The 26,665-nt window shown below is 68.8% G+C and carries 28 protein-coding genes; 15 read left to right on the forward strand and 13 right to left on the reverse strand.

Translation table 11 applies throughout. The features are described from left to right. Positions 1 to 9 precede the first annotated feature (9 nt). Together WFJ97_RS14195 and WFJ97_RS14200 are read right to left on the reverse strand one after the other, a co-directional pair. Positions 10 to 1,503: a GMC oxidoreductase gene (locus WFJ97_RS14195; protein WP_336641983.1), complete on the reverse strand. Its 1,494-nt coding sequence runs from the start codon at positions 1,501 to 1,503 to the stop codon at positions 10 to 12. 50 nt (positions 1,504 to 1,553) lie between these two features. Continuing rightward, positions 1,554 to 2,660: a Gfo/Idh/MocA family protein gene (locus WFJ97_RS14200; RefSeq protein ID WP_336641984.1), complete on the reverse strand. Its 1,107-nt coding sequence runs from the start codon at positions 2,658 to 2,660 to the stop codon at positions 1,554 to 1,556. Positions 2,661 to 2,775: 115 nt separating this feature from the next. Here WFJ97_RS14200 and WFJ97_RS14205 point away from each other — a divergent pair, with 115 nt between their 5' ends. Genes WFJ97_RS14205 through WFJ97_RS14215 form a run of 3 tightly spaced genes read left to right on the forward strand, consistent with a single transcriptional unit; the run spans position 2,776 to position 5,590 of the window. Next, positions 2,776 to 3,972 (forward strand): ROK family transcriptional regulator, encoded by a 1,197-nt coding sequence (locus tag WFJ97_RS14205; protein ID WP_336641985.1) that lies wholly within the window; start codon positions 2,776 to 2,778, stop codon positions 3,970 to 3,972. After that, the gene (locus WFJ97_RS14210) at positions 3,969 to 4,577 is read left to right on the forward strand and encodes a DUF4166 domain-containing protein (RefSeq protein ID WP_336641986.1); all 609 of its coding nucleotides are present in this window, start codon (positions 3,969 to 3,971) and stop codon (positions 4,575 to 4,577) included. Before WFJ97_RS14205 ends, WFJ97_RS14210 begins: the two co-directional genes overlap by 4 nt. After that, the gene (locus tag WFJ97_RS14215; RefSeq protein WP_336641987.1) at positions 4,574 to 5,590 is read left to right on the forward strand and encodes an epimerase; all 1,017 of its coding nucleotides are present in this window, start codon (positions 4,574 to 4,576) and stop codon (positions 5,588 to 5,590) included. The genes WFJ97_RS14210 and WFJ97_RS14215 overlap by 4 nt, the downstream gene beginning before the upstream one ends. On the opposite strand, the gene WFJ97_RS14220 is transcribed toward WFJ97_RS14215, so the two are convergent. The 4 genes from WFJ97_RS14220 to WFJ97_RS14235 are packed head-to-tail and all read right to left on the reverse strand — an operon-like array spanning position 5,503 to position 8,104. Then, positions 5,503 to 6,504 (reverse strand): epimerase, encoded by a 1,002-nt coding sequence (locus tag WFJ97_RS14220; RefSeq protein ID WP_336641988.1) that lies wholly within the window; start codon positions 6,502 to 6,504, stop codon positions 5,503 to 5,505. The genes WFJ97_RS14215 and WFJ97_RS14220 overlap by 88 nt on opposite strands. Position 6,505: 1 nt before the next feature. Then, positions 6,506 to 6,892, reverse strand: coding sequence for a PLDc N-terminal domain-containing protein (locus WFJ97_RS14225; RefSeq protein ID WP_247634253.1), 387 nt, complete (start codon positions 6,890 to 6,892; stop codon positions 6,506 to 6,508). A gap of 14 nt (positions 6,893 to 6,906) precedes the next feature. Continuing rightward, complete coding sequence (locus tag WFJ97_RS14230; RefSeq protein ID WP_247624926.1) at positions 6,907 to 7,836, reverse strand: aldo/keto reductase; 930 nt, start codon at positions 7,834 to 7,836, stop codon at positions 6,907 to 6,909. Between the two features lie 40 nt (positions 7,837 to 7,876). Then, on the reverse strand, positions 7,877 to 8,104 hold the full coding sequence (locus WFJ97_RS14235; RefSeq protein ID WP_336641989.1) for an XRE family transcriptional regulator: 228 nt from the start codon (positions 8,102 to 8,104) through the stop codon (positions 7,877 to 7,879). Positions 8,105 to 8,198: 94 nt separating this feature from the next. On the opposite strand from WFJ97_RS14235, the gene WFJ97_RS14240 reads away from it, so the two are divergent. The 3 genes from WFJ97_RS14240 to WFJ97_RS14250 are packed head-to-tail and all read left to right on the forward strand — an operon-like array spanning position 8,199 to position 9,617. Further along, positions 8,199 to 8,576 (forward strand): XRE family transcriptional regulator, encoded by a 378-nt coding sequence (locus tag WFJ97_RS14240; RefSeq protein WP_247624928.1) that lies wholly within the window; start codon positions 8,199 to 8,201, stop codon positions 8,574 to 8,576. Between the two features lie 7 nt (positions 8,577 to 8,583). Further along, positions 8,584 to 8,985, forward strand: a complete 402-nt coding sequence (locus WFJ97_RS14245) for an ImmA/IrrE family metallo-endopeptidase (RefSeq protein WP_247634251.1) — start codon at positions 8,584 to 8,586, stop codon at positions 8,983 to 8,985. Between the two features lie 8 nt (positions 8,986 to 8,993). Next, a complete protein-coding gene (locus tag WFJ97_RS14250; RefSeq protein WP_336641990.1) occupies positions 8,994 to 9,617 on the forward strand; it encodes a GNAT family N-acetyltransferase in 624 nt (207 codons plus the stop codon). Here WFJ97_RS14250 and WFJ97_RS14255 read toward each other — a convergent pair whose 3' ends face one another. Next, on the reverse strand, positions 9,618 to 9,821 hold the full coding sequence (locus WFJ97_RS14255) for a hypothetical protein (RefSeq protein WP_247624931.1): 204 nt from the start codon (positions 9,819 to 9,821) through the stop codon (positions 9,618 to 9,620). A gap of 109 nt (positions 9,822 to 9,930) precedes the next feature. Between WFJ97_RS14255 and WFJ97_RS14260 the strand changes: the two genes are divergently transcribed. Beyond that, the gene (locus WFJ97_RS14260; protein WP_336641991.1) at positions 9,931 to 10,542 is read left to right on the forward strand and encodes a flavodoxin family protein; all 612 of its coding nucleotides are present in this window, start codon (positions 9,931 to 9,933) and stop codon (positions 10,540 to 10,542) included. Here WFJ97_RS14260 and WFJ97_RS14265 read toward each other — a convergent pair. Both WFJ97_RS14265 and WFJ97_RS14270 read right to left on the reverse strand, forming a co-directional pair. Next, positions 10,472 to 11,482: a hypothetical protein gene (locus tag WFJ97_RS14265; protein ID WP_336641992.1), complete on the reverse strand. Its 1,011-nt coding sequence runs from the start codon at positions 11,480 to 11,482 to the stop codon at positions 10,472 to 10,474. The two genes, WFJ97_RS14260 and WFJ97_RS14265, sit on opposite strands and share 71 nt — an antisense overlap. A gap of 54 nt (positions 11,483 to 11,536) precedes the next feature. Next, complete coding sequence (locus WFJ97_RS14270; protein WP_336641993.1) at positions 11,537 to 13,501, reverse strand: DUF11 domain-containing protein; 1,965 nt, start codon at positions 13,499 to 13,501, stop codon at positions 11,537 to 11,539. A gap of 340 nt (positions 13,502 to 13,841) precedes the next feature. Here WFJ97_RS14270 and WFJ97_RS14275 point away from each other — a divergent pair, with 340 nt between their 5' ends. Continuing rightward, positions 13,842 to 14,777 carry a hypothetical protein gene (locus WFJ97_RS14275; RefSeq protein ID WP_336641994.1) on the forward strand — a complete coding sequence of 312 codons (936 nt, stop codon included), beginning with the start codon at positions 13,842 to 13,844 and terminating at the stop codon, positions 14,775 to 14,777. Between the two features lie 70 nt (positions 14,778 to 14,847). Here the strand turns inward: WFJ97_RS14275 and nrdF are convergent, their stop codons facing one another. From nrdF to nrdH, 4 genes are read right to left on the reverse strand one after another with little or no spacing between them, the layout of a single operon-like run. Next, entirely contained in the window at positions 14,848 to 15,828 is a 981-nt protein-coding gene (gene nrdF, locus WFJ97_RS14280; protein WP_247624936.1) for a class 1b ribonucleoside-diphosphate reductase subunit beta, read from the reverse strand. Positions 15,829 to 15,858: 30 nt separating this feature from the next. Next, positions 15,859 to 17,979 (reverse strand): class 1b ribonucleoside-diphosphate reductase subunit alpha, encoded by a 2,121-nt coding sequence (nrdE, locus tag WFJ97_RS14285; protein ID WP_247625269.1) that lies wholly within the window; start codon positions 17,977 to 17,979, stop codon positions 15,859 to 15,861. 20 nt (positions 17,980 to 17,999) lie between these two features. Further along, entirely contained in the window at positions 18,000 to 18,449 is a 450-nt protein-coding gene (gene nrdI / locus WFJ97_RS14290) for a class Ib ribonucleoside-diphosphate reductase assembly flavoprotein NrdI (protein ID WP_247624937.1), read from the reverse strand. Between the two features lie 40 nt (positions 18,450 to 18,489). After that, positions 18,490 to 18,723 (reverse strand): glutaredoxin-like protein NrdH, encoded by a 234-nt coding sequence (nrdH, locus tag WFJ97_RS14295; RefSeq protein ID WP_247624938.1) that lies wholly within the window; start codon positions 18,721 to 18,723, stop codon positions 18,490 to 18,492. Positions 18,724 to 19,101: 378 nt separating this feature from the next. Here nrdH and WFJ97_RS14300 point away from each other — a divergent pair, with 378 nt between their 5' ends. From WFJ97_RS14300 to WFJ97_RS14330, 7 genes are all read left to right on the forward strand, one after another. Then, positions 19,102 to 20,310 carry an MFS transporter gene (locus tag WFJ97_RS14300; protein ID WP_247624939.1) on the forward strand — a complete coding sequence of 403 codons (1,209 nt, stop codon included), beginning with the start codon at positions 19,102 to 19,104 and terminating at the stop codon, positions 20,308 to 20,310. Next, entirely contained in the window at positions 20,307 to 21,218 is a 912-nt protein-coding gene (locus WFJ97_RS14305) for a sugar kinase (protein WP_336641995.1), read from the forward strand. The genes WFJ97_RS14300 and WFJ97_RS14305 overlap by 4 nt, the downstream gene beginning before the upstream one ends. Before the next feature lie 54 nt (positions 21,219 to 21,272). Beyond that, positions 21,273 to 22,031 carry an alpha/beta fold hydrolase gene (locus WFJ97_RS14310; protein WP_336641996.1) on the forward strand — a complete coding sequence of 253 codons (759 nt, stop codon included), beginning with the start codon at positions 21,273 to 21,275 and terminating at the stop codon, positions 22,029 to 22,031. After that, complete coding sequence (locus WFJ97_RS14315; protein ID WP_336641997.1) at positions 22,028 to 23,188, forward strand: acyl-CoA dehydrogenase family protein; 1,161 nt, start codon at positions 22,028 to 22,030, stop codon at positions 23,186 to 23,188. The genes WFJ97_RS14310 and WFJ97_RS14315 overlap by 4 nt, the downstream gene beginning before the upstream one ends. Before the next feature lie 84 nt (positions 23,189 to 23,272). Beyond that, positions 23,273 to 23,740: an Lrp/AsnC family transcriptional regulator gene (locus tag WFJ97_RS14320; RefSeq protein WP_247624943.1), complete on the forward strand. Its 468-nt coding sequence runs from the start codon at positions 23,273 to 23,275 to the stop codon at positions 23,738 to 23,740. Beyond that, positions 23,737 to 25,131, forward strand: coding sequence for an aspartate aminotransferase family protein (locus tag WFJ97_RS14325; protein WP_336641998.1), 1,395 nt, complete (start codon positions 23,737 to 23,739; stop codon positions 25,129 to 25,131). Before WFJ97_RS14320 ends, WFJ97_RS14325 begins: the two co-directional genes overlap by 4 nt. Positions 25,132 to 25,172: 41 nt before the next feature. Then, entirely contained in the window at positions 25,173 to 26,657 is a 1,485-nt protein-coding gene (locus WFJ97_RS14330) for a CoA-acylating methylmalonate-semialdehyde dehydrogenase (RefSeq protein WP_336641999.1), read from the forward strand. The last annotated feature ends 8 nt before the right edge of the window (positions 26,658 to 26,665 follow it).

Raw genomic sequence — 26,665 nt, forward strand, 5'->3', positions numbered from 1 at the left:
ACTGCAGGGTCAGAGGGAAGCGGCGACCGCGCGGGCGATGCGCACCGAGAGCGTGGCTCCGGTGAGCGTCGAGTTGCACGTCAACGCGGTCGGGATCACGCCGTTGCCGGCGAGATACAGGTTGTCGAAGCCCCAGACACGGCCGTCCGTGTCCACGACGCTCGTGCCGTCGTCATCGGGCCCCATCCGGACGGTGCCGGTGTAGTGCAGGGATGCCCCGGGGGGCTGCACCTCGCGGTCCTCGGTCGGGAAGTCCCCGATCACGGCCGCTGCCGTCCGCTGCACTTCCTGGGTGCGGCGGATCTCCTCGAGGTCGGCGTCGGAGTACGAGAAGTGCACGGTCATGTGCGGCATGCCGAGGGCATCCGTCAGCTCGTCGGAGAACTCGATGCGGTTCTCGGCGCGGATCTCGGTGGCGCAGTACCAACCGACGCTGAGCTTGTGGCGCCCCTCGAACTCGCGCTCCATGAGCTGGCCGTGCGCGGGGCGGGCGGCGCCGATCGACGGGCTCCAGAACGAGCCGATGAACGGCTCCCCCGCGGGCGGCTGGATGATGTCGGCATCCGTCAGGCCGAAGCGGGAGGCGTCGATGTCGACCTCGCCGTCGATCGTCGCGTGCTCGTTGAGGTAGGCGCCGAGGGCGGTGGGGCGGATGCCGGAGGCCCAGAGCAGCTGCGGGGTGCGCAGCGCGTCGCCCGCGATCAGCACCTGCGCGCCGTGGGCGGTCGCTTCCTCGCCGGTGACGAGGTCGCGGTAGGAGAGTCCGGTGACGCGCGCTCCGTCGTGCTCGATCCGGTGCACCAGCACGCCGCTGCGGAGCGTGACGTTCGGCTCGCTGCCGTCGAAGACGAACGGCGCGATGTCACGGGGACCGGTGCGGGCGAAGGGCTCGCCGACGCGCGGCACGCCGCCCATGGGCATGTACCCGAACTCGCGGGCGGGATCGGGGCTCGGCACGGCCTCGCGGAGAGCGGCGAACAGCGGCTGCTCGAACGGGTTCGGCACGCCCGCGACGAGGGGCCCGACGTAGGTGCGCAGCAGACCGCGCGCCGTCTCGAGGTCGGCGTCCCATTCCGTGCGCGGCAGGAAGGCGGGGATCTCCTCGGCGTAGGGCCAGGGTGTCGCGGCGGTCCAGTGCACGCCCATCCCGCCGATGTTCCAGGCGACGGACGCCCCCGGGAAGGCGGCGAAGTTGTGCCCGAAGAACGCGGCGGGGAACACACCCGAGGACTCGGGGTCCCATCCGTCGCCCTCGATCGCGCTCATCGAGACCGCATCCTTGACGTACTCGATCTGGCGCGCGCGGCGCATGAGGTCGTCGTACGAGGCGTTCATCGCGCTCTCATCAGCCTCGACGAGGTGCTCGCCCGGCACCGAGGTGATCTCGCGACCGGCCTCGAGCACCAGGATCGTCGCCTCGGGCACCTGCTGGTGCACCTGCTGCGCGATGATCGCGCCGTTCGGACCGGTGCCGACGATCACGAGGTCGAAGTTGTCAGTCATCTGTGTTCCTTCTGTTCTGCGTTGAATCAGGAGAGGTGCATGCACCGGGGTCAGAGTGCGGGGGTGTCGACCCAGCGCTGCTCGTCGGCGGCGATCAGCACGGCCTCGGTGAGTCGAGCGGCACGCACCCCGTCGTCGAAGGTGGGCAGGCCGTCGGGTGACTCACCGCGGATCGCCGCGTAGGCGTCGGCGACGAAGCCGTTGAAGGCGTCCTGATAGCCCTGCGCGTGACCGGCGGGAACGGTCGAGAACCGGGCGACTCCGGGGTGAGCGGTCTGCGGGTCGCGGAAGAGGTGCCTGCTGCCCTCGCGCTCGCCGATCCACAGCTCCTCCGGGCGTTCCTGGTCGAAGCGGATGCTGGCCTGCGCACCGTGGAGTTCGAGGGTGAGAGAGTTCTTGCGGCCGGCGGCCATCTGCGAGATCAGCAGCGTGCCGATCGCGCCCGACTCCATCTCGACGAGGATCGACACGGCGTCCTCGTTGGTGACGGCGCGCCCGGCGCGCTCGGCATAGACGCGGCGCGTGCGCGCGGTGAGGCGCACGATCCGTTCCCCCGCGACGAACTCAAGCAGGTCGCACAGGTGCGAGCCGATGTCGGCGAAGGCGCGGGAGGGTCCGCCGTCGGCGGAGGTGACGCGCCAGTCGTCGTCCCCGGGAAGGAGCATCCAGTCCTGCAGGTATCCGCAGTCCACCGTGAGGAGATCTCCGATCTCACCGGCGGCGACGCGGGCGCGGGCCTCGCGCACCATCGGGTGGTACCGGTAGACGAAGGGCACCGCGGCGACCACACCGCGCTCGGCGGCTGCGGCGGCGAGCGCGCGGGCGTCGTCGACGTGCGTGGCGAGCGGCTTCTCGCAGATCACGTGCACGCCGGCCTCGATCACCGCGAGGGCGAAGGCGGCGTGGGTGGCGTTGGGGGTGCACACGTGCACCACGTCCACGTCCTGGGTGAGCAGTTCGGCGAGATCCTCGGCGGCGCGTTCGATCCCGAGGTCCTGAGCGGCGGTGAGGGCCCGCTCCCGCGAGGAGCTCGCGAGCACTGCGGTGGTGGCACCGGCGGCGCGTGCTGCGCGGCTGTGCACCTGGGCCATGAATCCTCCGCCGAGGAATCCGGATCGGATCGTCCCGACGCCGGTAGCTGTGACGTCCGTTGTCATGTCGATGATTCTGACACGAGTCCTCCTACTTTTGCTAGATCTTCGTCAAAAGATTTTTCTCCATCGTCAGATCTTCTCCGCTGAGCAATGGAAGTCCTGTGATTTACTGACCCCTATGAGTGATGCGGAACGCCACCTCCCGAACGCCTCCACGGGCGCGGGCGACATCTTCCAGCTCCTGCTGGACGGTCAGGCGCGCACCAAGGCCGACCTCGTGCACCTCACCGGCCTCGCCCGTTCCACCGTGTCGGCCCGCGTCGATGCCCTCCTCTCCGCCGGACTGCTCGTCGCCGCGGGCGAGGCCGCGTCGACCGGCGGGCGACCCCCGTCGCGCGTCGCCTTCAACCCGCGCGCGGGCCTCGTGCTGGCCGTCGACCTCGGCGCCTCACACGCCACGATCGCCATCGCCGACCTCGGCGGCAGGATCCTCGGCTCCACCACGCATCCGCTCGACATCGCCGGCGGGCCCGAGCCGGTGCTGGATCGGATGCTCGTCGAGGCCGAGGCCCTTCTCTCCGACCTCGAGACGCCCAGGAGCGCGCTCGTCGGCGTCGGGATCGGCGTGCCCGGCCCGGTCGAGCACTCGACCGGCCGCCCCTACAACCCGCCGATCATGCCGGGATGGGACCGCTTCGACATCCCCGGCTACGTGCAGCGCACGTTCGACGTGCCGGTGCTCGTCGACAACGACGTGAACGTGCTCGCCCTCGGCGAGCAGACCACCAGCTTCCCCGACACCACCGATCTCATCTTCGTCAAGGTCGCCACCGGCATCGGCGCCGGCATCATCGCGGGCGGCCAGCTGCAGCGCGGCGCGCAGGGCTCGGCCGGCGACATGGGGCACGTCCGCGTGCCGCACTCCGCCGAGTCCACGCACGCCGCCGATGAGGAGCGCGACCTCGAGGACCTCGCCAGCGGCAGCGCGATCGCCGCGTCCCTGCGCGCGCAGGGGATCGACGCCGAGACCAGCCGAGACGTGACCGAGCTGGTGCGGGCGGGGAACACCGCGGCGATCGAAGCGCTGCGCCAGGCAGGGCGCGACGTCGGCGAGGTGCTCGCCACGGTCGTGAACCTGCTCAACCCCTCGATCGTCGTGCTCGGCGGCAGCATCGCACGAGCGGGCGAGCACCTGCTGGCCGGTGTCCGCGAGGTCGTCTACCGCCGCTCGATCCCCCTCGCCACCCAGCATCTCGCCATCGTGCAGTCCCCGACCGGGGAGCGCGCCGCGGTGCTGGGCGCGGCGATCATGGTCGCCCGCGAGGTGCTCTCCCCCGCCAACGTCGAACGATACGTGTCGGTGAGAACCCGATGAGTTCGCCCTATGAGCGCGCGCTCGGAGATCGCATCTCCGAGCTCCACCCGAAGACCGCCTGGTACTTCCGCACGATCCCCGATGGTCAGGTCGGCATCGGTACCGGGGTCTTCACCCGAGCCGGGTCCCCGCATCGCTGGCTGTGGCCGGTGTTCCGCATCGCCGAATCCCTGGGCGTCGCGTTCGCCGGGTGGGAGAGCGACGTGCCCTTCCGCATCGAGAACCGCACGATCGGCGGCACGGCCGTCGCGGTGCGGTACTTCGACCTTCCCGGCCGCACCTGGGTCATGCCCGACACGGTCGCCCTCGGCGAGAATCGCATCCTCCGCAACGAGATCGGCCCGCACCGCACCGTCGTGACCACCTTCGACCTCGACGTTCACGACGGCGCGGTCGTGCTCACCATCCGACGGGTCGGGATGCGGTTCGGGCGGCTGCGCATCGCCGCTCCGCGCTTTCTGCGCCCGCGCATCGGCCTCGTCGAGCGCTGGGACGACGGCCGGCAGCAGCACCACGTGAACATGACCATCGACGCGCCACTCCTCGGTCGCGTCTACGAGTACACGGGCTACTTCGACTACGTGATCGAGAGCGAGACCCCGTGACCGATGCCACGCCGCTCCCCGCGGGCCCCGTCGTCATCGGTGGCTCCTCGGGATTCATGGGCAGGCACCTCGTCCCGCGCCTGCGGTCCGCCGGACGCGAGGTCATCACGATCTCGCGATCCGGGGCCGACATCTCCTGGGGCGACCAGCGCGCGATCGATCGCGCCGTCGACGGCGCGTCGCTCGTGATCGGTTTGGCCGGCAAGAGCGTGAACTGCCGATACACCCCCGAGAACCGCGCCGAGATCTTCCGGTCGCGGCTCGACACCACCGCGTCGCTGAGCTCGGCCATCGCCGACGCGACGGAACCGCCGCCCCTGTGGATCAACTCCTCGACGGCGACGATCTACCGCCATGCCGAGGATCGACCGATGACCGAGTCGTCCGGGGATCTCGGCGCCGGTTTCTCCGTGGACGTGGCGAAGGCCTGGGAACGCGCTCTGTTCGCCGACGATCTGCCGCACACCCGACGGGTCGCGCTGCGCAGCGCCATCGTGCTCGGCCACGGCGGTGTGCTCGGTCCGCTCGAACGCCTGGCGAGACTCGGGCTGGGCGGCGCACAGCACGACGGACGCTGGCCCGTCAGCCGGGCGCGCCGCGCCGCCGGAACCGGGCACTTCCCGGGAGCACTCCACGGCACGCAGAGGTTCAGCTGGGTGCACGTCGACGACGTGGCCCGGATCATCGACTTCCTCGAGGTCACCCCCTCGATCGAGGGCCCGGTGAACGCGGCTTCCCCGAACCCCTCCTACAATGCCGGGTTCATGGCCACCGTGCGCCGAGTGCTCGGCGTCGGCTTCGGACCCCCGCTCCCCCGATGGATGCTCGAACTCGGCGCCATCGGCATCCGCACCGAGACCGAACTGGTCCTGAAGAGCCGCTGGGTCATCCCCGAGAAGCTCACGACCGCCGGGTTCGCTTTCGACTATCCGGAGCTCGAGGGCGCGGTCCGTGAATCCTTCTCGCGCACGTCTCGCAACGCCGGCTCCAGCTCGGGGAAGGCGAAGGCGTAGCCTGCGTTCTCGAGCACACCGGGAGCGATCCACCGACTGTTGAGCACCAGATCCGGCTCGGCGCGCAGCACCCACATCGCCGGCTCGAGCATGAACCGCCACGAGGGCAGCCCGATCGGCATCCCGACGACACGACGCAGCGCCCGCATCAGTCCGCGGTTGTCCACGACGCCCGGCGCCGACATGTTCACCGGACCCGAGATGCGCGCGTCGTCGCGGATGAACCGCACGGCTCCCACGAGGTCGTCGATATGGATCCAGCTGAACCGCTGATGCCCGCGGGACCGCCGTCCCAGCGGCTTCCGCGGCTCGGTCGGGTGCGGGCCGATGCCGCGATAGCGCCGGTGCGGGAACCACCAGCCGTCGAACTGCGGCCCGCCGACGCCGAAGCGAGCGAGGCGGAAGAGCAGTGCCGGCGCGGGACCGTCGCCGACCACGAAGGTGATCCGCAGCGCCACGCGCCTCGTCGACGGCAGATCGCCCCGGAACAGTTCGGCTTCCCAGGCCCGGGTCACGTCCGGCAGGAAGCCGGTGTCGCGCTCGGTGTCGGCCTCGGTCTGTGCGCGGTCGAGCGCGTAGCGGTAGACCGCCGCGCTGGATGCGTTCATCCAGACGGCGGGCGGATGCTCGGCTCCCGCGATGGCGTCGTGGAGCGCGCGGGTCGTGTCGATGCGCGACTGGAGGATCTCCTCGCGATTGCGATCGGTGAACCGCGCGTTGATGCTCTTGCCCGCGAGGCCGATGACCAGGTCCGCGCCGTCGACGACGCGCCGGATCGACGCAGGGTCGTCCCAGCGGGCATCCGGGCCGTGGCGGCCGATCACGCTCACCTCATATCCATCGGCCTCGAGCGCCTGGGTCAGGGCCGTGCCGACGAACCCGCTGCCGCCGCCGATGACTGCCCGCTTCGCCATGTCAGAGGCCTTCCCCGCCGGATTCGCCGGCATCTCGCTTGCGCTTCTCGATCTCCTCGCGCAGGCGCCATTCCTCGATCTCGCGGTCGAGGTCGGCGATCTGCTGCTCGGTCGTGCGGATGTCGCGGGGCGGTGCCGGGGGTGCCGCGGTGCCCGTCGACGGGGCCGTGCGAGGAGCCCTCCGCAGACGCGGGATCGCGATCCCCGCGTCGCCGTAATCCCGACCGAGGCCGAACCAGAGGAGCGCTCCGAGGAGCGGCAGCAGGATCACCACGATCAGCCAGACGAGGCGGGGCAGGAACCGCACCTGCGAGTCCTCGCGCCGCACGATGTCGACCACCGCGCCGATCGTCAGCGCGAGAGTGATGATCGTGAACAGGAACGGCATGAACTCAGAGTAGATCAGGGAAGCAGGTGCCCGGCAGCCCGGAACAGCTCGTACCACTCCTCACGGGTGAGTTCGACATCCGCCCCGGCCGCGGCATCCGTCACCCGCTCGGGCGTCGTGGTGCCGAGGACGACCTGCATGCGCGCCGGGTGACGGACGATCCACGCCGTCGCGATCGCGATCGGCGTCACGCCGTGCGCGGCGGCGAGCCGGTCGATGACCGCGTTCAGCTCGGCGTACTGCGGGTTGCCGAGGAAGACGCCGGTGAAGAAGCCGCCCTGGAACGGCGACCACGCCTGGATCGTGATGCCGTTGATGCGGCAGTACTCGACGATCCCGCCGCCGTCGCGCACGATGCTCTGGTCCTCGGCCGCCATGTTCATCGCGATCGGCTGGGCGATGATCGGGGCGTGCGTGATCGAGAGCTGCAGCTGGTTCGCGACGAGGGGCTGGCGCACCGCGGTGCGCAGCAGGTCGATCTGGCGCGGCGTGTGGTTCGACACCCCGAATGCGCGCACCTTGCCCGAGGCTTCGAGCTCGTCGAACGCGCGCGCGACCTCCTCGGGTTCGACCAGCGCGTCCGGGCGGTGCAGCAGCAGCACGTCGAGGCGGTCGGTTCGCAGCGAACGCAGAGATCCCTCGACCTGCGCGACGATGTGCTCGTACGAGAAGTCGAACATCCCCTTGTCGGGCACGATGCCGCACTTGGTCTGCAGCACGATCTCGTCGCGCTCGGCGGCGGTGAGACGCAGGGCAGCGGCGAACCGGGACTCGCAGTGGTGCATGCGTCCGCCGTAGATGTCGGCGTGGTCGAAGAAGTCGATCCCGGCGGCGCGCGCCGTGTCGTACAGGGCCCGGATGTGGGCGTCGTCCTTGTCGTCGATGCGCATCATTCCGGCAACGACGGCGGGTGCGGTGGTGGTTCCGAAAGGCACGGTCTTCATAGCGCCACGATATCGCGACGGCGGGCACCCGCGTCAGTGGTCAGCGGCCCGATCGTAGGTCGGGGAGGAGGGATGCCGGCGAACGATCCAGCGCCTCGGCGATGCGCGCGAGGTCGACGACGCTGAGGTCGGCCTGCGCGTCGAGCTTGCGACGTAGGGTGGAGTAGGCGATTCCGGAGTGCTCCGCGAGCCACCTCTTCGAACGCTGACTCTCACGCAGGGCGGAGACGATCGCGGATGCCACCAATTGTCGATCATCTGCCGTCACACGTAGACAGTATCCTCCCGATTGGCGACACGCAACACGGCATGTGTCCAATATGACGGCATACTGCATCCATCACGGTGCTATCGTGACTCGTGTGAAGACATCAGCGGAGCTGTTCAACGCGGCCGTCGGCCGTCAGCTGCGGGCCGAGATCGCCGCCGCAGGAAGCAGCATCGCCGCCATGGCGCGCGATGCGGGAGTCGCGCGGAGCGCGCTCGACAACTACGTCACCGGCAAACGCGCCATCCCCGTGCCGGTCGTCTACACGGTCTGCGCGATCATCAACGTGGCTCCGCACCTCGTGCTCGCGCGCGCCGAAGAGCGCCTGAGCGCCGACATCGCGAGCGCTCCGGCGACGATCACTCCCCTGCACCGCCGCCCCGATGTCGCACCCCTCGGCCAGGATGTCCCTGAAGTCGCCTTCGGCTCTCCCCTGCCGCACGATCGCGATACCGACGACCTCTATTCGTAGGAACGACATGGACCCGCAGCTCCTCCGCCTCGCCGAGGAGCGCGGGCTGCACATCGTCGAACGCGCCGGCCCCACGCGTGGCGGCTTCGACCCCGCGCACAGCATCATCCGCGTCACCCCCGGCATGAGCGCCCGCACCACCCGCAGCGTCCTGGCCCACGAACTCGGGCACGCCACGCTCCGTCACGCGCCGACGACGCACGCGCGCCTGCGTGCTCGCCAGGAGCGCCAGGCCGATGCCTGGGCCGCACGCCTCCTGATCTCCCCGCAGGCCTACGCCGCCGCCGAGAACCTCCGTGGGCCGCACCCGGCGAGCCTCGCGTTCGAGCTCGACGTCACGGTCGAACTGGTGATCGCCTACCAGGCGCTCCTCGCCCGCGCGAGTGAACGACAGCGCCGCGCTGGTTGAATGGCCGCATGGCTTTTCTCGTTCCCCCCGCGCCCGTCACGCTCACCGGCCGCCTCGTCGAGCTGCGCCCGCTCGATGCGTCGTACCGCGACTCCCTCATCGAAGCCGTCGAAGAGGGCGACCTCTGGCAGACGGCCTGGTACACCTCGGTGCCCGCACCCGACGGGGTCGCCGCAGAGATCGATCGGCGGCTCGATCTCTGCGCGAAGGGCGAGATGATCCCCTTCGTCGCCATCGATGCGACCGGTCGCGTGCTCGGCCTGACCTCGTACTACGACATCGCCGAGGACGTGCCCCGCCTGCACATCGGGTACACGTGGAACCGCCCCTCCGCCCACGGCACCGGCACGAACGCGGAGTCGAAGCTGCTGCTCCTGCGCCACGCCTTCGAGACGCTCGGCGTCTTCCGCGTCGGACTCACGACCCAGTGGGTCAACTTCCAGTCCCGTGCGGCGATCGAACGCCTCGGCGCCAAGCAGGACGGCGTGATGCGCGCGATGTCGCGCTACCGCAACGGCGCACTCCGCGACAGCGTCGAGTATTCGATCATCGAGCCGGAGTGGCCCGCCGTGCGCGCGAACCTCGAGATGCGGTTGTCGCGCAGGAAGTGGGGGCGCCGGCGTCGACCGTGATCAGTCGGTGGAGGGGCCCGACCAGTTCTTCGAGCGCCGCGTGGCCGAGCCGCGCTCGCGCATCATGAAGGCGAGCGACAGCATCGTGATCAGGAGACCCGCGACGAAGATGATCGCCTGGTAGTCCTCGGCGGTCTGCGCGAAGGCCATGAGGTAGATCCCTCCGAGGAAGAGGATCAGGAAGAAGATGAAGCTGAGGATCACGGGATCTCCTGTCGTAGCGGCCGCCCCTCCAGCCTACCGCGCGTAGCGCAGGGCACCGATCCGCGGAAGCCCCTTCGCGCGCGCGGCATCCGCTGCTCTACTCGTCATCATGGATACCGCGCTCACCGCACTCGCCATCACCTGCACGCTCAAGCCCTCGCCCGCCGACTCGAGCTCCGACCTGCTCGCCACGCAGATCCTCGATGCTCTCGCCGACCACGGCGTCACCGGTGATCTGGTGCGCGCCGTCGACCTCGCCGTGAAGCCGGGCGTCGAGACCGACATGGGCGACGGCGACGAGTGGCCCGCCATCCGCGAGAAGGTGCTCGGCGCCGACATCCTCGTGCTCGTGACCCCGACGTGGATGGGGCAGCACTCGAGCGTCGCCCAGCGGGTGCTCGAGCGCCTCGACGCCGAACTCGCCGAGACGGATGCCGAGGGGCGCCCGATCCTGTTCGACAAGGTCGCGATCGCCGGGATCGTGGGCAACGAGGACGGCGCGCACCACATCGCCGCGATCCTCTTCCAGTCGCTCAACGACATCGGGTACACGGTCCCCGCGCAGGCGTCGGTCTACTGGAACGGTGAAGCGATGCAGGGCGTCGACTACAAGGACCTCGACGAGACGCCGGAGAAGGTCGTGGAGACGATCACGACCGCGTCGCGGAACGCCGCGCATCTCGCCCGGGCGCTGAAGACGAGCGCGTATCCGGCCGACTGAACGTGACGACCTCGTCGCGACGCGATCGATCCACCGAGAGACCCGCGAGCTCCAGCCGACGGAACACGCGCTTCGGCAGGTCCGGCAGCCCGCGCTCCACACCGCGCGGAGGTGTGACGAGGCCCAGGAGGAGTGACAGGTCGACGCCTTCGGCGCGCACCTCGATGCGCGCGTAGTCGCTGCGTGGCCTCCACAGCAGGCGGTCGAGGTCGCGATACGGGACGCGATGGTGCACCAGGCCGACCGTGAGGCGCAGCTCGTCGTTCCCGAACTCGATGACGGTGGGAACGGACCGACGCCGCGCACTGGCGGTGAACACGAAATACACGGGCAACCCGACGAGCAGGCCCAGCGCGATGATCACGATGCGCGGGCCGAGCCTCATCGCGAGGTCGTCGAACACGACCATCAGCACGAACGCCACGAGTCCGGCCGGAACGATCATCCCGACGAGCGCCAGCGTGAGGGCGCGCATGCGCATCTCGACCGCGTCGACGCGCAGCCCCGAGCCGTCGCCGCTCGGCGCACGCTCCCAGGTGCGGAGAACCGGAGCCGGACGCTTCGCGGCATCTCGACGGCTCATCACCGAGGTCACGCGCGAGAGCAGCCCGAGCCAGATCCATCCCGCCGCCGGGATCGCGGCCATCTGCAGTACCACCACGACCGCGCGCACCGGCTCGGAGAGCGTCGCGAGCCAGGGCCCGGCGAACTCGACCACGACGATCATCAGCGCGGCCAGGACCACGGCGACCCCGACGTGAAGGGGAACGCCCGTGCGATTCGGCATCCGCAGCGTGAGGCCCACGAAGGCGAAGCCGAAGCACCAGCCGCCCACCAGCATCAGGAGGAACGGGAAGAAGCTCAGGTCGTCGCCGGCCAGGGTCGCCGCGAGGGCGGCGGCGAGGAGGACGACTCCCCAGAAGAGCGGACGGCGCAGCACGGGACAAGCTTAGGATCAAGCCCGCCCCGTGCTGCGCCAGGTGTCGGTTGCGGATCAGCTGCGGCGCGCGCGGCGCACGGCCATCGTCGCTGCTCCGGCGAGCAGCAGCATCAGACCGAAGCCGGCGGCGTACCAGGGCAGGTCGCCTCCGGTGATGGCCAGGCCGGCGCCTGCCTGCCCGGCCGCGTTCCCTCCGACGGCGGCAGCAGCCGGCACGGTGACGGTCACGGCCGCGGATGCCGATCCGGTGAGGAGGTTCTCATCGGGGTCCACCGCGGAACCCGCGGCACCGTTGGTCAGCGTGCCGACGTCGGCGGCGCGCACCTCGTACGACACGGAGCAGGTGAGCACATCGCCGGGGGCGAGCGTCACGGGTGCGGTCGTGTCGCACTCGAGGTCACCCAGCGGAGCCGATCCCGAGAAGTCGGTGTCCGTCAGCGTGACATCGGAGAGGGTCACGGCGCCGGCGTTCGTCGCGGTGAGCGTGTAGAGAACGTCGTCGCCGACCGCGGCGGTCGATACCGATGCCGTCTTGGTCACGGCGAGGGCGGATTCACCCTCGACCGCGACGAGCGCGGTGGACGCAGCGGATGCCGACGACACCGTGGTGTCGGCGATCAGCGCCGTCGCGACGGCCTCGTTGCTCACACCACCGGCGTCGACATCGGCCTGCGTGATCTCGTAGGGCGCCTGGCACGTGGTGCTCTCGCCGACGGCGAGCTCGGTGACGGGGCACACGATCTCGCCGAGCTCGCCCGTACCCGAGAAGGCCGTCTCGTCGATCGCGAGACCGTCGACCGGCAGGTCGCCGTCGTTCGTGACAGCGAAGTCGTAGACGACCGTGTCGCCCGCGGCCGCGGTGGTCGGGCTCACGGTCTTCACGAGGCCGAGCGACGCCGCCTTCGCGGTGTTCGTGACCGTGCAGCTGACCGCGTCACCGGCGACCAGAGCGAGCTGCTGGCTCGCGCCCGCGCCCTCCGGCAGCTCGGTGGTGCTGGTCGCATTCGCGTTGGTGCACGCCCAGTCGGCGTCGTAGTAGTCCACCGGGCTCCCAGAGCCCGCGGTCGACGCTTCGGAGAGCGTGAGCGGACCGCTCGGGATCACCGGCACGACGTCGGTCGACGCCGAGTCGGAGTCGCCCGTCGAGGCGGATGCCAGGAGCGGACCCTCGCTCGATGCGACACTCAGGTCGAACGAGTCGGTGGGGTCGACGCGGCTGGCGACCTGCTTGTCGACCGAGACCGCGGCGGTGCGGATACCGAAGGCGAGGCCCTCGCGCTCACCACGGTTGTTCATGTAGAGGCCGCCCGAGATGCGCGTCGCCGACGGCGCTGCGAAGATCGCACCGTACACACCGGGGTTCGCTGTCGAACCCGGGTAGCACCACACGTCGGTCGTTCCGTTCCCTACCGGCGGAATCATGCATCCGCCGGCGGTGCCCAGCCAGTTGTAGTCGATGAGCGACATCGGGGCGTCCGAAGTCCAGTGGATCCACTCTCCGGCGCTGCCGACCGCGGCATCCTGTGTCTCGGGGGCTGCCGCGATCAGGTCGTAGCCGCTGACCGGGGTGCCGTTCAGCGAAACCTGGAAGTCGGAGATGATGATGTCCACGCCGCCGTACGGCTGACCGGCGGTCGCATACAGATACGGGCTTCCCGGGATGCCGTTGTAGTAGCCGGGGATTCCCATGATGAACGGGGGGTTCGTCGCGGGAACCGCGACGACCGGGCGCGCCGTCCAACCGGAGATGGGGCGCTCACTCACCGTGGAGGCGACGTCGTAGGCGCCGAGCGACATCTCGAAGTCCTGGCCGTCAGCGCTCTGGCCGATCGTGGAGTCGTATCCGGCGAAGTCGAGCCAACAGATCGAGTCCGGGAACTTCCCGCCCCCGCCCGGGTTGGCGTACCCGCAATTCGTCTGGATCGGAGCGGCGGATGCCGGAGCCGCCGCGACTCCCGTGAACAACATGGCCAACAGTGCTGCTGCGCCGGCGAACGCCGACAGTTTTTTGACGCTCACAAGCGCTCTCCCCTGGGTAAAGGTGGGCAGCGTCCCATCAACGCCTCCCCTTCAAGAGACGCCGGAACGGCCCGATCATTACGCGCATCTGGCGGATACCGATGCGCGCACCACCGGCACATCGCGTTCTTTCGAATCCCCCGCGATATTTCGGTCAGCTCACCTTATTGGACAGGAAGTGTCGAATGAGAGAAGTGCGCCACACTTCATCCGCAATTTACTTTGAACGTTGATTCAGTCTTGCCGCCCGGGCGCGATGCGGGTGTATGTTTCGGAAATGGAGCCGTTGCGCGTAGGGCTCGTCGCAGATCCGGCTTCGCCCACGGCCGTGGCTCGTCGGATGACCGACCTCGCGCCGCCGATCACCGCCGAGGCCGTCGGCTGGACGGTCGAACTCGTCAGCGAACCGTTCACCCTCGGATCCGAAGATGTCGACGTCGCCGTGGCTCGACTCGGAGAGCACGCCGAGCAGAACGGGTGGGATCTCGTCGTCGGTGTCACCGAACTCCCGCTGCGCGCCGACGACGGCCGCTATCTGCTGGCGGCGATCGACGCGCGGCGCCGGTCCGCGGTGCTGTCACTGCCCGCTCTGGGCGGCGTGCGGGTGCAGGCGCGAGCACGCCACGCCGTGCGAGGGCTCATGGATGAGATGGCCGAACCTGCCACGCGCGAGGATCAGCGCCTGCCGCTCCCCCGGATCAGCGCCCGCGGGCGCCTGCTCATGGGCATGGTGCTGGCGAACCGCCCGTGGATGCTCGCCGCGGGACTCAAGTCGGCATTGGTCGCGGCCCTGGCGACTGGCGCCGTGGCGACGATCGAACCGACGGTGTGGTCGCTCGCGATCTCCCTGTCGGGCTGGCGCCTGGCGGCGGCGATGGTCGCCTCCATCGCTATCCTCATCGCCTGGATCGTGATCGATGGCGAGCTCTGGGACCGCCCCGAGGACGACTCGCCCGCGTCGCGGGAGAGATCCCGGCTCTACAACACCTCGACGATTCTGACTCTGACCGTGGGGATCGTCATCTGCTATCTGGCCCTGTACGCCGTGAACCTCGCCTGGGCCCTCTTCGTCCTCGATACGGCGGTGATGAGCGACGCCCTCGGTCGCGCCGTCGCGCTTCCCGACCTGTTCGTGCTCACCTGGTTCGTCGCGTCGGCCGCGACGCTCGGCGGGGCACTGGGCACCGGCTTGGAGTCGGACGATTCGATCCGCGCCGCCACCTACTCGAAACGCGAGGAGGAGCGGCGCGCTCGCCTTGCCGGCGAGCGCGCCTGAACCGATCACGAGCGCACCGGAACCGATCACGCGAGATGATCGCCGAGCGGACCGCCCCGCGGACAGGACCTCAGAAATCCCAGTCGTCGTCTTCCGTCGCCTCGGCCTTGCCGATGACGTAGGAGGAACCCGAACCCGAGAAGAAGTCGTGGTTCTCGTCGGCGTTCGGCGACAGGGCCGACAGGATCGCCGGGTTCACGTTCGTGACCGTCGACGGGAACATCGCCTCGTAGCCGAGGTTCATGAGCGCCTTGTTGGCGTTGTAGTGCAGGAACTTCTTGACGTCCTCGGTCAGCCCGACACCGTCGTAGAGGTCCTGCGTGTACTGCACCTCGTTGTCGTAGAGCTCGTAGAGGAGCGAGAAGGTGTAGTCCTTCAGCTCGTCGCGGCGCTCCTGGGTCTCGTTCTCGAGACCCTTCTGGAACTTGTAGCCGATGTAGTAGCCGTGCACGGCCTCGTCACGGATGATGAGGCGGATGAGGTCGGCCGTGTTCGTCAGCTTCGCCTTCGACGACCAGTAGATCGGCAGGTAGAAGCCCGAGTAGAACAGGAACGACTCGAGAAGGGTCGAGGCGATCTTGCGCTTGAGCGGGTCGTCGCCCTGGTAGTAGTCCATGATGATCTGAGCCTTCTTCTGAAGGTTCGGATTCTCGGTCGACCACCGGAACGCCTCGTCGATCTCCTTCGTCGACGCGAGCGTCGAGAAGATCGAGGAGTAGCTCTTCGCGTGCACCGACTCCATGAACGCGATGTTGGTGTACACCGCCTCTTCGTGCGGGGTGATCGAGTCGGGGATGAGCGACACCGCGCCCACGGTGCCCTGGATCGTGTCGAGCAGCGTGAGACCCGTGAAGACGCGCATCGTCAGCAGCTGCTCCTCGGGGGTGAGCGTGTTCCACGACTGGATGTCGTTCGACAGCGGCACCTTCTCGGGCAGCCAGAAGTTGTTCACCAGACGGTTCCAGACCTCGAGGTCCTTGTCGTCTTCGATGCGGTTCCAGTTGATCGCCTGCACGCTGTCGACCAGCTTGAGCGGAGGGTGAGGAGTCATGTTCGTCGTTTCTCGATAATCAGTGACGGGTCAGAGCATGCAGGAGACGCACTCGGTCATGTCGGTGCCCTCGAGCGCCATCTGACGCAGACGGATGTAGTAGATCGTCTTGATGCCCTTGCGCCATGCGTAGATCTGCGCCTTGTTGATGTCGCGCGTCGTGGCGGTGTCCTTGAAGAACAGCGTCAGCGACAGACCCTGGTCGACGTGCTGCGTCGCCGCGGCGTACGTGTCGATGACCTTCTCGTAGCCGATCTCGTAGGCGTCCTGGTAGTACTCCAGGTTGTCGTTCGTCATGAACGCCGCCGGGTAGTAGACGCGACCGAGCTTGCCTTCCTTGCGGATCTCGATCTTCGACGCGATCGGGTGGATCGACGACGTCGAGTTGTTGATGTACGAGATCGATCCGGTCGGCGGCACCGCCTGCAGGTTCTGGTTGTAGATGCCGTGCTCCTGGATCGACGCCTTCAGCGCCACCCAGTCGGCCTGCGTCGGGATGTGCTTGCCCGCGAAGAGCTCCTTGACCTTCTCGGTCGCCGGCACCCACTCCTGGTCGATGTACTTGTCGAAGAACGCGCCCGAGGCGTACGTCGAGTCCTCGAAGCCGTCGAACGCCTGCTTGCGCTCGATCGCGAGGTTGTTCGAGGCGCGCAGCGCGTGGAACAGCACCGTGTAGAAGTAGATGTTCGTGAAGTCGATGCCCTCTTCGGAGCCGTAGTAGACGTGCTCGCGTGCGAGGTAGCCGTGCAGGTTCATCTGGCCGAGGCCGATGGCGTGCGAGCGGTCGTTGCCGTCTTCGATCGAACGGACCGAGCGGATGTGGCTCTGGTCGCTCACCGCGCTGAGCGCACGGATCGCCGTCTCGACGGTCTGACCGAGGTCGTCGGCATCCATCGACAGCGCGATGTTCATCGAGCCGAGGTTGCAGGAGATGTCCTTGCCGATCTGGTCGTACGACAGGTCGTCGTTGTACGTGGTCGGCGTGTTCACCTGCAGGATCTCGCTGCAGAGGTTCGACATGTTGATGCGGCCCTTGATCGGGTTGGCCTTGTTCACCGTGTCCTCGAACATGATGTACGGGTAGCCCGACTCGAACTGGATCTCAGCGACGGTCTGGAAGAACTCGCGCGCGTTGATCTTGGTCTTCTTGATGCGCGAGTCGTCGACCATCTCGCGGTACTTCTCGGTGACCGAGATGTCGCCGAAGGGCACGCCGTAGACCTTCTCGACGTCGTACGGCGAGAAGAGGTACATGTCCTCGCCGTTCTTGGCGAGCTCGAAGGTGATGTCGGGAACGACGACACCCAGCGAGAGGGTCTTGATGCGGATCTTCTCGTCGGCGTTCTCGCGCTTGGTGTCGAGGAACCGCATGATGTCGGGGTGGTGCGCGTTGAGGTACACCGCACCCGCGCCCTGACGGGCACCGAGCTGGTTGGCGTAGCTGAAGCTGTCTTCGAGCAGCTTCATCACGGGGATGATGCCCGAGGACTGGTTCTCGATCTGCTTGATCGGGGCGCCGGCCTCACGGATGTTCGAGAGCAGCAGCGCCACGCCACCGCCGCGCTTGGAGAGCTGCAGCGCCGAGTTGATGCCGCGGGCGATCGACTCCATGTTGTCTTCGATGCGCAGCAGGAAGCAGCTGACGAGCTCGCCGCGCTGCGCCTTGCCCGCGTTGAGGAACGTCGGCGTCGCCGGCTGGAAACGGCCGGAGATGATCTCCTCCACCAGGGCGACGGCGAGCTTCTCGTCGCCGTCGGCGAGTCCGAGGGCGGTCATGACGACGCGGTCCTCGAAGCGCTCGAGGTAGCGCTTGCCGTCGAACGTCTTGAGCGTGTAGCTCGTGTAGTACTTGAAGGCGCCGAGGAACGTCTCGAAGCGGAACTTCTTGCCGTAAGCGAGGTCGTTGAGCTTCTGGATGAACTCGAGCGAGTACTGCTCGATCACGGCCGGCTCGTAGTACTCCTTCTCGACCAGGTAGTCGAGGCGCTCCTTGAGGGAGTGGAAGAAGACCGTGTTCTGGTTGACGTGCTGCAGGAAGTACTCCCGCGCCGCACGCTTGTCGGCGTCGAACTGGATCTTGCCGTTCGCGTCGTAGAGGTTCAGCATCGCGTTCAGGGCGTGGTAGTCCAGCCCCTCGTACGCCTGGTTCATCTTGAACGCCGCCTGCTGTGTCACGGTCTGCTCGTCAACTGCGCTGCCCACACTCGTTCCAATCCGTCGCTGACGCGATCCACGTCGTCCTGTGTGCCGAAGATTTCTAGCCGATACAAGTGAGGCACGTGGCACTTGCGGCTGATGATGTCGCCGGCGAGGCAGAATGCCTCGCCGAAGTTGGTGTTGCCTGCGGAGATCACTCCGCGGATGTGACGACGGTTGCGCTCGTCGTTGAGGAACCGGATCACCTGCTTGGGCACGGCGCCCCGCTCGACGCCTCGCCCCTCGCCCCCGCCATAGGTCGGGGTGACCAGAACGTAGGGCTCGTCGATGACGAGCTCTCCGTCGTTCCGGTGGAGCGGGATACGTCGGGCGGGAAGGCCCAGTTTCTCGATGAAGCGCGCCGTGTTTCCGGACACGCTCGAGAAGTAGACGAGGAGCGGTGCTGCGGTCGCGATGGCGTTCATGCGTCGATTCGCTCTCTCACCCCGCTGCGCGGCTGCCCGATCAGGCCAGACGGGTCGCGAGCTCGTCGATCTTGTCGGGACGGAAGCCCGACCAGTGGTCCTCGTCGGTGACGACGACCGGCGCCTGCATGTAGCCCAGCGCCTTGACCTGCTCCAGGGCCGTCGGGTCCTCCGACAGGTCGTGGATCTCGTACTCGATGCCCTTGGCATCCAGGGCGCGGTAGGTCGCGTTGCACTGGACGCAGGAAGGCTTGGTGTAGACCGTGATCGACATCTGTTTCCCCTCAGAATCGTTGTGTGGCCGGCAGTCCTCCGCCGGGAGTTCAATACTACATATAGGGACGGACACTCGGAGTGACCACAAGGGGTAGTAGTTACATTCGTGTAGTTTTTCCACCGCTCTCCCCAGATACAACACAGGTTCTCCACCGTTTCTTCCACAGGCGGAGGGGCGGGCGCAGGGCTCCCGAACCGCGAGAAATCGCGGCTGGGAGGCACCTGTGAGAGATCCATCCACAGGTCGCACGCTACGCCGGGCATCCGACATTCGGATTCCTGTGGAAACTGCTCCTCGGCGTGTCGTCGGCGTGTCGCCGATGCCGGGGCATCCGACCGTTCCCGTCGCGTCCGCGGCTGCCGGTACCGTTGTCTGGTGGCGGGATATCAGGACCTTCTTCGCACGCCCGGAGTGGCGCGCATGATCGCGGCTCAGCTGACGGCGCGATTCCCCAACGGCATGTCCTCGCTCGCGATCCTGCTGCACGTCGAGCAGCAGACCGGGTCGTACGGCGCCGCGGGCCTCGTCCTCGCCGCGACGAGCGTCGGGCAGGCCGTCGCCGGCCCCGTGACCAGCCGCTGGATGGGCGCGTGGGGCATGCGTCGCGTGCTCACCCTCACCCTCTCGGTCTGCGTCGTCGCCGTGCTCTGCCTGGCCCTGCTCCCCCTGAGCCTGCCGGGCTACATGGCGCTCGGTCTGATCGCCGGGCTCTCGACCCCGCCCGTGCAGTCGGCGGTGCGCACGATCTACCCCAAGCTCGTCAACGCCAAGCAGCTCACTCCCCTCTTCTCCCTCGACGCCTCGCTGCAGGAGATCATCTGGATCCTCGCCCCGGTGGTCATCACGCTGGTCTCGACCCAGGTCGGCACCACGCAGGGCCTGCTCCTCGTGGCGGTGTTCCTCGTCGGCGGCGGCTCGTGGTTCATCCTCTCCCCCGAGGTCGGGCGCGTGCGCATCCCGCGCAGCCGCAGCGCGCTCGGCAAGGTGGTGCTCAAGCCCCCGGTGCTGATGGCCACCATGATTGGCTTCCTCCTCATCGGCGCGTGCTCCGCGGTCGAGGTGGGTGTGGTCGCGACCTTCGAGCACGGCAGCCTCGAAGCAGGGCTCGTGCTCGCGGTCTTCGCGGTGGGGAGCCTCGCGGGGGGACTGTCGTTCGGGCACATCCCGATCGGACCGTGGGCGATGGCGCGCCGCCTGACGATCGTGACGGTCGGCCTCGCGCTCACCATGGTCTCGCTCAACGTGTTCTGGCTCGGCGGCACGCTCATCCTCGCCGGTATCGGCATCGCGCCGGCCCTCGCGGTGCTGTTCGCGATCACGACGGCGAGCGTCAAGTTCAGCGAGACCGCCGAGGCCTTCGGCTGGGCGGGCACCGGTCAGCTCATCGGCGCCGCTGCCGGATCCGCGGTGGCCGGCTTCCTCGTCGATGCCACCGACGCCCGCGGAGCCTACTTCGCCGCCGTCCTCTTCGCCGCGCTCGGTCTGGTCGTCTCGATCGTCTTCGTCCGCGCCCTCCCCGACCTGCGTCATCGCGACGCGAGCCCCTACCCCGACACCGAACCCCTGGCGGTCACCCCCTCATGAGCACGCTCCCCTCTTCTCCGTCCGCGCCCGAGGTCGTCTGCATCGGCGAGTCCATGGGCCTCGTCACCGCGCTGGGCGCTCCCCTGGCCGAAACCGAGACCGCCGCCCTCGACATCGCGGGCGCCGAGGGCAACGTCGCGGTCGGCCTGGTCGCCGCGGGGCACCGGGCCGTGTGGGCGTCGCGCCTCGGCGACGATCCCATCGCTGAGCGCATCACCGGCGAGCTGGCTCGGCGCGGGGTCGAGCTCTGGGCCGAGAAGGACGCGGATGCTCCCACCGGCGTCATGTTCAAGGATCCGGGCGTCGAGTCCTCGTCGGTCTACTACTACCGCCGCGGATCGGCCGCCTCCCTGATGGATTCCGGCTTCCTCTCCGTCGACCGGCTGCGGGGCGTGCGCATCGTGCACACGACGGGCATCACGCCCGCGCTCTCCGCCTCGTGCCGCGCCATGGTCGACGACCTGTACGTCGACGCCCGCGAGGCGGGGGCCCTCGTCTCGTTCGATGTGAACGACCGCCGAGCGCTGTGGTCGATGGACGACGCGCAGGCCACTCTGACCCGCCTCGCCGACGCCGCCGACATCGCCTTCGTGGGCCGTGACGAGGCCGAGCGGCTCTGGGGCACCGCGACCGCCGCCGATGTGCGCGCCCATCTGCCGAACTGCGCTCTCCTGATCGTCAAGGACGGCGACGTCGGCGCGACCGCCTTCGCCGCGGGCGAGGAGCCCGTGTTCGTCCCCGCTCCACTCGTCGACGTCGTCGAGCCCGTCGGAGCCGGCGACGCCTTCGCCGCGGGTTTCCTCGCCGCGACCCTCGATGGCACGGCCCTTGCCGACCGGCTCTCCGCCGGGCACGCCGCCGCCGCGCGCGTGCTCCGCACCCACGGAGACCTGCCGCCGCTCGGATGACGGCGATCGACACCCGACGGAGACTCCCTCCCGTCGCGGTTCTAGGCTGAGGGCATGGCCGCACCGCTCATGCTCCCCCGCCTCTCCTGGGGCGATCCGACCGCCGACCGCCATGCGCTCCTCGTGCACGGGCTGGGGTCGTCCGGCGCGCTGATGTGGCGACTCGGCGAGGCCCTCGCCGAGTCCGGGTGGCACGCGGTCGCCGTCGACCTGCGCGGTCACGGCGACGCACCGCGGGCGCTCGACTACACCGTCGCCGCGTACGCCGCGGATCTCGGGATCGCGCGACCGCAGCGCGGAGGCGCGTGGGATGCCGTCGTCGGCCACTCGCTCGGCGGCGCATCGAGCACGGTGGCCGCGGCCTCCGACCCGGACTGGACGCGCCGCCTGATCCTGCTCGACCCCGCGATCTTCGTCGAGGGCCGCGACGCGAAGATCGTGCGCAAGAGTCAGGAGCGCGCGTTCGCGGACCAGCGGATCGAGGTCGTGCAGCAGGAGCATCCGCACTGGCATCCGCAGGACTGGGAGCTCAAGGTCGACGCGGTCCGCCGGGCGAGCGCCTGGGCGGTCGAGCAGACCAGCGTGCAGAACACCCCCTGGGACGTGCGAGCGGATGCCGCACGCCTCGCCGTTCCCACGCACGTGATCGCGTCGGATCCCGAGGTCTACAGCATCTTCACCGGCGACACCGCGACCGACGTGCTGAGCGCGAACCCGCTCGTGACGATGTCGATCGTCGACGGCGCCGGGCACTCGCTGCACCGCGACAAGCCGGAGGAGTCGATCCGTCAGCTCCGGGAGGCCCTGGCATGAGTGCCTTCGACCCGGCCGCCTTCCTGCCCGACGAGCTGCTCGAGCGGATCCGCGAACGCGCACCGATCCACGACCGCGAGAACACGTTCCCCCAGCAGGATCTCGACGAGCTCCGCGCCGCCGGTTACCTCGCCATCCTCGTCCCGGCCGACCGCGGAGGTGCGGGACTCGGGCTCGCCGAGGCGGCGATCCTGCAGCAGCGCCTCGCCTCGGCCGCACCGGCGACCGCGCTGGCGATCAACATGCACCTCGTCTGGACGGGTGTCGCGAAGGTGTTCTCCGACCGCGGGGTCCCCGGCCTCGAGTTCGTGCAGGACGGCGCAGTCGCGGGCGAGGTCTTCGCATTCGGCATCAGCGAGGGCGGCAACGACCTCGTGCTGTTCGGCAGCGACACGGATGCCGTGCCCACCGCCGACGGCGGCTACACGTTCACCGGCACGAAGATCTTCACCTCGCTCGCCCCGGTGTGGACGAAGCTCGGACTGCACGGCCTCGACACGACGAGCGCCGACGCTCCGAAGCTCGTGTTCGCGTTCGTGGAGCGCACGGATGCCGTCGTCACCGGCGACGACTGGGACACCCTCGGCATGCGCGCCACCCAGAGCCGCACCACTCGCCTGTCGGGCGCGGCGGCCGCCGCCGAGCACGTCGTGCGGCGCATCGATCCGGGACCGAACCCCGACCCGATCGTGTTCGGCATCTTCAGCGTCTTCGAGGTGCTGCTGGCCTCGGTCTACACCGGGCTCGCCCGCCGCGCGCTCGATCTCGCGGTCGAGACCGCTCACCGGCGCCGCTCGAAGAGCACCGGCGCCGCGTACAGCCAGGACCCCGACATCCGCTGGCGGATCGCCGACATGGGCCTCGCCTACGACGCGCTCCCGCCGCAGATCCGGGCCCTCGCGCGCGACGTCGACGAGCGCGTCGATCACGGCGCCCGCTGGTTCACGCTGCTGTCGGGGCTCAAGCACCGCGCGATCACGACGGCGAAGCAGGTCGTCGACGAGGCGATGCTCGTCGCCGGAGGCGGCTCGTACTTCTCGAGCAACGAGCTGTCCCGCCTCTACCGCGACGTGCTCGCCGGAGCCTTCCACCCCTCCGACCCCGAATCCGCCCACGCGACGGCGGCGAGCGCTTGGCTCGGCCCCCGCGAAACCTGACACTTCCTGCCGAATTCGCAGATTGAATGAATCTATCCTGCGAAATCGGTTGAAATGACCAGCCACGGGTGCGAGGATCGCACCATGGTCTCCTCGAAGAAGCAGTCCCCCCTCGATGCCGTCTCCAAGACGATCATCGAGCTGCTCCAGGACGACGGGCGTCGCTCGTACTCCGACATCGGCCGCGTCGTCGGCCTGAGCGAAGCGGCGGTCCGTCAGCGCGTGCAGCGGCTCACCGAATCCGGGGTGATGCAGATCGTGGCGGTCACCGACCCCATGCAGCTCGGCTTCCACCGGCAGGCGATGATCGGCATCCGCGTGTCCGGCGATGCGCGCCGCGTCGCCGAGGCCGTCGCCGAGATCGAGGCGATCGACTACGTCGTCATCACGGTCGGCGCCTTCGACGTGCTCGCCGAGGTCGTCTGCGAGGACGACGAAGACCTGCTGTCCCTGATCAACGACGTCATCCGACCGATCGACGGCGTGCTGTCGACCGAGACCTTCATCTACGCCAAGCTGCAGAAGCAGCTCTACAACTGGGGGACCCGATGAGCACCGCATTCTCACCCGAGGCCGAGGCCGCACTGCAGGCGAAGGCTCAGGACCACCTCTGGATGCACTTCACGCGCCAGTCGACCATGGCCACCTCCGGTGTGCCGATCATCGTCAAGGGCGAGGGCCACCGCATCTGGGACGCGAAGGGCAAGGAGTACTTCGACGGGCTCGCCGGCCTCTTCGTCGTCAACGCCGGCCACGGGCGGCAGCGTCTCGCCGAGGCCGCGGCGAAGCAGGCATCCGAGCTCGCGTTCTTCCCGCTGTGGTCGTACGCGCACCCGGCGGCGATCGAACTCGCCGACCGCCTCGCCGACGAGGCACCCGGCGACCTCAACCGCGTCTTCTTCTCGACCGGCGGCGGTGAAGCCGTCGAGACCGCGCTCAAACTCGCGAAGCACTACTGGAAGCTGCAGGGCAAGCCCACCAAGCACAAGGTGATCTCGCGCTCGGTCGCCTATCACGGCACCCCGCACGGCGCCCTGGCGATCACCGGCATCCCCGCGATGAAGGCGATGTTCGAGCCGGTCGCCCCGGGCGGATTCCGGGTGCCGAACACCAACTTCTACCGGGCGGCCGAGATGGGTGCCCCCGCCGACGACCTCGAGGCCTTCGGCCGCTGGGCCGCCGACCGTATCGAGGAGATGATCCTCTTCGAGGGCGCCGACACCGTCGCCGCGGTCTTCCTCGAGCCGGTGCAGAACTCCGGCGGATGCTTCCCGCCCCCTCCCGGCTACTTCCAGCGGGTGCGCGAGATCTGCGACCGGCACGACGTGCTGCTCGTCTCGGACGAGGTCATCTGCGCCTTCGGGCGCCTCGGCCACACCTTCGCGTGCACGGGTCTCGGCTACGAGCCCGACATGATCACCTGCGCGAAGGGCATGACGAGCGGGTACTCGCCGATCGGCGCGACGATCGTCAGCGACCGCATCTACGAGCCGTTCTCGAAGGGCGACCTGTCGTTCCCTCACGGCTACACGTTCGGCGGTCACCCGGTCTCGGCGGCGGTGGCGCTCGAGAACCTCGCGATCTTCGACGAGGAGGGACTCAACGCCCGCGTCCGCGAGAACTCGCCGCTGTTCCGCGCCGAGCTCGAGAAGCTGAGCGATCTGCCGATCGTGGGCGATGTGCGCGGCGACGGCTACTTCTTCGGCATCGAGCTGGTGAAGGACAAGGCGACGCGCGAGACCTTCGACGACGCCGAGTCCGAGCGACTCCTGCGCGGATTCCTCTCTCCCGCGCTGTTCGAGGCCGGCCTGTACTGCCGCGCCGACGACCGGGGCGACCCCGTGATCCAGCTCGCGCCGCCGCTGACCGTGGGTCCGGCCGAGTTCCGCGAGATCGAGCAGATCCTGCGCGACGTGCTCACCCGCGCGCAGGCCGTTCTCTGAGCAGCCCCTCTCCCCTTCCCCTTCACACCCTCAGGAGCACTGTGGACGTCGTCCGTCATGTCATCAACGGTTCGGAGACCGCCGAGGCGGCCCGCACCGGTCAGATCTTCAACCCCGCGACCGGTGAGGTGACCCGCGAGGTCGCGTTCGCCTCGACCGCCGAGGTCGACGGCGCGATCGCCGCCGCCGCGGCCGCCGCACCCGCCTGGCGCGAGACGAGCCTGATCAAGCGCGCCGACGTGTTCTTCCGGCTGCGCCAGCTGCTCAAGGAGCGCACGCCCGAGCTCGCGGCGATCGTCACCTCCGAGCATGGCAAGGTGCTCTCGGATGCCGCGGGCGAGGTGTCGCGCGGCATCGAGAACGTCGAGTTCGCCGCCGGTCTCGTGCACCTGCTCAAGGGCGAGCGCAGCGAACAGGTCTCACGCGGCGTCGACGTGCACTCGGTCAAGCAGCCGGTGGGGGTGGTCGCCGCGATCACGCCGTTCAACTTCCCCGTGATGGTGCCGCTGTGGATGGTCGCCTCGGCGATCGCCTGCGGCAACACGGTCGTGCTCAAGCCCAGCGAGAAGGACCCGTCGGCCGCCGTGTGGCTGGCGAAACTCTTCCGGGAAGCGGGCCTCCCCGACGGCGTGCTCAACGTCGTGCACGGCGACAAGGAGGCCGTCGACGCCCTGCTCGAGTCGCCCACCGTGTCGGCCGTCAGCTTCGTGGGCTCCACCCCGATCGCCCGCTCGATCTACCAGCGGGCCTCGGCCGCGGGCAAGCGCGTGCAGGCTCTCGGGGGCGCGAAGAACCACATGGTCGTGATGCCGGATGCCGACATCGACGCGGCGGCCGATGCCGCCGTTTCTGCCGCCTACGGCTCGGCCGGTGAGCGCTGCATGGCCGTGTCGGTGCTCGTCGCCGTCGGTGACGTCGCCGACGATCTGGTCTCGGCGATCGCCTCCCGCATCGACGGGCTCACGATCGGCGACGGCACCGACCCCACCAGCGAGATGGGCCCGCTCATCACCCGCGAGCACCGCGACCGGGTGGCCTCGTACGTCACGGGAGCGGCGGCCGAGGGTGCCACGGTCGTCGTCGACGGCACCGCGAAGAAGTTCGACTCGAACGGCTTCTTCCTGGGCGTCAGTCTGATCGACCACGTCATCCCGGGCACGAAGGTGTACGACGACGAGATCTTCGGCCCGGTGCTGTCGGTCGTGCGCGTCGACACCTATGCGGATGCCGTGGCGCTCGTGAACGCCAACGCCTACGGCAACGGCACCGCGATCTTCACCCGCGACGGCGGCACGGCGCGTCAGTACGAGTTCGACATCGAGGTCGGGATGGTCGGGGTCAACGTGCCGATCCCCGTGCCGATCGGTGCGTACTCGTTCGGCGGCTGGAAGGACTCGCTGTTCGGCGACTCCCACATCTACGGCCCCGAGTCCGTGCACTTCTACACGCGTTCCAAAGTGGTCACCACACGCTGGCCCGACCACACGCCGTCGCAGATCGACCTCGGCTTCCCGAGCAACCACTGATCGAGGAG

It is taken from the genome of Microbacterium sp. USHLN272, assembly GCF_037149655.1.
GTDB classification, from domain to species: domain Bacteria; phylum Actinomycetota; class Actinomycetes; order Actinomycetales; family Microbacteriaceae; genus Microbacterium; species Microbacterium galbinum.